The organism is uncultured Brachyspira sp. (assembly GCF_944390595.1).
Lineage (GTDB): Bacteria > Spirochaetota > Brachyspiria > Brachyspirales > Brachyspiraceae > Brachyspira.
Map to the genome: position 1 here is coordinate 1 of NZ_CALXRN010000124.1, position 4,034 is coordinate 4,034.

Sequence of the window (4,034 nt, forward strand, 5' to 3'; positions counted from 1 at the left end):
TAGGAGATAGTAAGACACCTCTTTATTTTTTAATATTTACCACTATTGTTAATATTATATTGGATTTAGTTTTTGTTGCTTCATTGAAGATGGATGTTTTGGGTGTTGGAATAGCAACTGTAATATCTCAAATGATTTCTGCTTTTTTAAGTGTATTATATATTATAAAAAAGTTTACAATATTAAATCTAAATAAAGAAGATATGGAATTTGATTCTTCAAATTTATTGATGATAGTAAAAATTGGTGCATCGATGAGTATACAATCCGTATTCTTATCAATAGGAGAGATGATTATAAGCGGTGTAGTTAATACATTTGGAACGAATGTTGTGGCATCATATACAACAGGAAATAGAATAAATCAATTTGCTTCAATGGCTTATTTTGTTGTATCTGAGGCTTTTGCTGTTTATGTTGCCCAGAATTATGGAGCTCAAAAGATTGACAGAATAAAAGAAGGTTTTAAAAGTATTATAATATTATCTTTATCTTTGAGTATACTTGCATCAGTTATTATATTTTTATTTGGCGATCATTTGGTAAGATTTTTTATATCTAAAAATGATCAATATATAGATGTAATAGCTGAAATATGCAAAGGTTATTTAAGAATATCATCAGCATTTTATCCATTTTTGGCAATAATACTTCTTTATAATAATGCTATAAGGGCTATTGGAAATGCATTTATACCTTTAATGTCTGGAATAACTGAACTTGTTATTAAGGTTGGAGGATCTGTATTCTTATCTATACCATTCGGATATATTGGGGTATGGTTTGCTAATCCAGTTGGCTGGGCTGTCGGCATACTTCCTACTTGTATTTATTTTCACAAATATGCTTTTAGAATAAAGAAATAATTTTTTACTAAATTAAATCAATATTCATATTTTGTAAATATATCTAATTTATTTACTCATTCAATATAATAAAATATAATATATTAATTATCACTTTTCAATATAATAAAAATTATCTGAAGGTATTTTATTTCCTATTAGTTGTTTGTCAAAGTTGTATAAAAAGTTATAATAGCTATTTAAAGCAAATTTCATTTTTGCTCCGTCATAAAAAGTTAATCCCATTCTGTTTAATCCGTAAACTGCTGCCTTAGGATTAATTATCATTGGAGAATTTTTTATTAGATTTTCTATTTCATTTTTATTATTCAAAATATAGTCTGTGGATTTTTTATATTCATCTAATACTTCATTTAATAATGCTTTATTATGATTTATAAAAGTATCTTTTGCTATAAGTATTGCTACAGGGTAATTTTCAACGTATTTGGATATTTCAACTACTATATGTACATTTTTATTTTCAAGCATTGCTGATGATGCAAACGGTTCAGGCAATATAGCTGCATCTGCATTTTCGGAAGCTATCATTTTTGCTAAATCCGGATTGCTGAAAGAATAATTAATATTGGATTTTTCTATTTTTTCTTTTGATATCAAATATTGAAGCATTAGATCCGGAGCAGCTAATTTGGTACCGCAGTAAATGGTTTTGTTTCTTAAATCATTTATGGTTTGTATATTTTTATTTGCAGACACTATAAAGAATTTAGTTTCTGATATTACAGCAACTGCTTTATATTGCAATTGTCTATTAAATATTATAGCGGCCATATTAGCCGGAATAGCAGCAATATCAGCTTCTCCTTTTATAATCATTGAAAGCATATTATTAGGGGCATTAACCATTTTTATATCTATTGCTTTATAATCTTTCATCATTTTTAATCCGCCTATACCAGTAGGACCGTTTAGCAGATACATTTGATATGAATGAAGAGTATTTATTAAAATGAATATTAGTATTAATATTTTATTTCTCATTTAATTTTCCTAATTTTTTAGTATAAATTGTTTGATATTATATAATCATAAACTTTTTTGCTTACAAAATATCTAAATCCTTTTTTTTCTTTTATTCTATTTCTTATCAAACTTGAGGATATATCTATTCTTGGAGCCATTATAATTTTTATATTGTATTTTTCTATATTTTCTTTGTATAAATTGTTATCATCTTCTCTGTTTACTACAACTATATTTGCTATTTCTGCAATTTTTTCAGGTTCTTTCCATTTATGAAAATCTTTTATTAAATCGGCACCTATTATAAGTCCTATTTTTTCCTGAACATCATAATTTTTGTATATGTAATTCAATGTTTTTATAGTGTATGAAATTCCTTCATTATTGAGTTCGTATTCATCTACAATAAATCTTTCATCGTCTTCCACAGATAGCTTAAGCATATTTAATCTGTCTGTATCTGAAACTTTTCCGCTTATATTTTTATGAGGCGGTGTTTTAGCCGGTATAAACAATACTTTATCATAATTGCAGTTTGTCATTACTGTATCAGCTAGTATCAAATGTCCAAGATGAGGAGGATCAAATGTCCCGCCCAGCATAGCTATTTTCATTTATAAAATCCGTAATTTAAGAAATTTCTTATATTTTAATATTTTAATCATAATTTGCAATATATTTTTTAAATGTTACAATTATAATTAGGATATTTTTATGACAAACAAACAAACAAACAAACAAACAAACAAACAAACAAACAAACAAACATAATATTATTATTATTATTTATAAACATTATAAGACTTTTGCATGATTGATGCGAGAGTCTTTTTTTATTTTAAATTTTTTTATAATTTGGAGTGTAATATGTTAGAAAAAACAAAAACTGAAAAAATGATAGATAAAAAGGTATGGTGGATTTCAAATTCTAAGGAAAGAAATGAAACTAGGGATAAACTATTAGGTGAATATGCTTTAGTAATTGCAAAAGAAAAAATGGAGCAGCTAAAAATAATAAAAGAGGAATACAAAAGCAAAGGTTTTATGTGTTTCCATTATGGAGAATATTTATCATATATTCCTCAATATTACAGAAGAGATCCTAAATCTTTTTTTAAAGATATGGATGAGTTTATTGTTGGTATAGAGATAGAAAATAGAGAATATTTAGAATATTTTTTTAATCAGGTTAGATACGCACCCGCTGGTATAGATATACCATATATAGTATTTTCAAATACTTCATTAAATTTGGTTCCGAAAGAAGCTGAGATGATATATTTCAATGAAGATAATATATATAATGAATTAAAAAAACAATTTTGTAATATTGATTTTATAAGTTTAGAATTATTGTATTTTAAAAGAGGTATAATATATTTAGATAAGTCAGAGATAGATAAATTTAACAATTCTATATGTATAGACTGTGGTGGGTTCATAGGGGATACTGCTATAATGTTTAGTCAATATAATTTTAGTTCTATATATTCATTTGAACCAGAAGAAAATAACTTTAATACTATGAAGAAAAATATAGATAATTATGCTGATAATAAGAATATAATCCCTTGCAATTTAGGAGTAGGAGATAAAAATGAAACATTGTATATAAATTCAAATGGTAGCATTGATGCTGGAGCTACTTTCCTTAAAACAGGAAGAAATGAATCTTCAACTGTAAATATTGTAAAATTAGATGATTATTTTGAAGATAGAAAAAATAGAATAGGTTTGATAAAATTAGATATAGAAGGTTTTGAAGAGAATGCTTTAATTGGAGCAGAACAAATAATAAGAAATGATAAACCAGTATTATTAGTTGCTGGTTATCATGATTGGGTTGCTTTTGGTCAGATGTTTAGAATAAAGAAATGGATAGAAAATTTGAATTTGGGATATAAAATATTATTTAGGCCTATAGGACATCAGAGTATTCTTACATGGTGTTTTATATGTTATGTTGAATGACTTTTTTAATATTTTAATCATAATTTGCAATATCATAATTTTATTTAGAAATAAAACCATAAAAAAAATTGACATAAAATTAAAAGTAATATATTATATATGACAATGCTTGGAGGTAGATGAGTCCCGGTGGGCTCCGCGCTCTTCAAAAGCGTTGGATGTCATAGCGACATCGGCAGGTTCAACTCCTGCCTCTTCCGATAAATAAGCGATTATAAAAGTTATAGTATG

The 4,034-nt window shown here is 26.0% G+C and carries 4 protein-coding genes and 1 tRNA gene; 3 read left to right on the forward strand and 2 right to left on the reverse strand.

Annotation, left to right across the window (positions count from 1 at the left end; genetic code table 11):
- The coding region (locus Q0J90_RS07110; protein WP_297277243.1) for an MATE family efflux transporter at positions 1 to 866 on the forward strand (866 nt) is incomplete at its 5' end.
- Between the two features lie 90 nt (positions 867 to 956).
- On the opposite strand, the gene Q0J90_RS07115 is transcribed toward Q0J90_RS07110, so the two are convergent.
- Together Q0J90_RS07115 and nadD are read right to left on the reverse strand one after the other, a co-directional pair.
- Positions 957 to 1,850 (reverse strand): ABC transporter substrate-binding protein, encoded by an 894-nt coding sequence (locus Q0J90_RS07115; RefSeq protein WP_297277244.1) that lies wholly within the window; start codon positions 1,848 to 1,850, stop codon positions 957 to 959.
- A 17-nt stretch (positions 1,851 to 1,867) separates the two neighbouring features.
- Positions 1,868 to 2,446: a nicotinate (nicotinamide) nucleotide adenylyltransferase gene (nadD, locus tag Q0J90_RS07120; RefSeq protein ID WP_297277245.1), complete on the reverse strand. Its 579-nt coding sequence runs from the start codon at positions 2,444 to 2,446 to the stop codon at positions 1,868 to 1,870.
- A gap of 253 nt (positions 2,447 to 2,699) precedes the next feature.
- Here nadD and Q0J90_RS07125 point away from each other — a divergent pair, with 253 nt between their 5' ends.
- Complete coding sequence (locus Q0J90_RS07125) at positions 2,700 to 3,803, forward strand: FkbM family methyltransferase (RefSeq protein ID WP_297277246.1); 1,104 nt, start codon at positions 2,700 to 2,702, stop codon at positions 3,801 to 3,803.
- A 111-nt stretch (positions 3,804 to 3,914) separates the two neighbouring features.
- Positions 3,915 to 4,004, forward strand: a tRNA-Sec gene (locus tag Q0J90_RS07130).
- The last annotated feature ends 30 nt before the right edge of the window (positions 4,005 to 4,034 follow it).

Coding starts and splice junctions, on each gene's coding strand:
- nadD (WP_297277245.1), bottom strand. CDS start 2,446: ATGAAAATAGCTATGCTGGGCGGGACATTTGATCCTCCTCATCTTGGA.
- Q0J90_RS07115 (WP_297277244.1), bottom strand. CDS start 1,850: ATGAGAAATAAAATATTAATACTAATATTCATTTTAATAAATACTCTT.
- Q0J90_RS07125 (WP_297277246.1), top strand. CDS start 2,700: ATGTTAGAAAAAACAAAAACTGAAAAAATGATAGATAAAAAGGTATGG.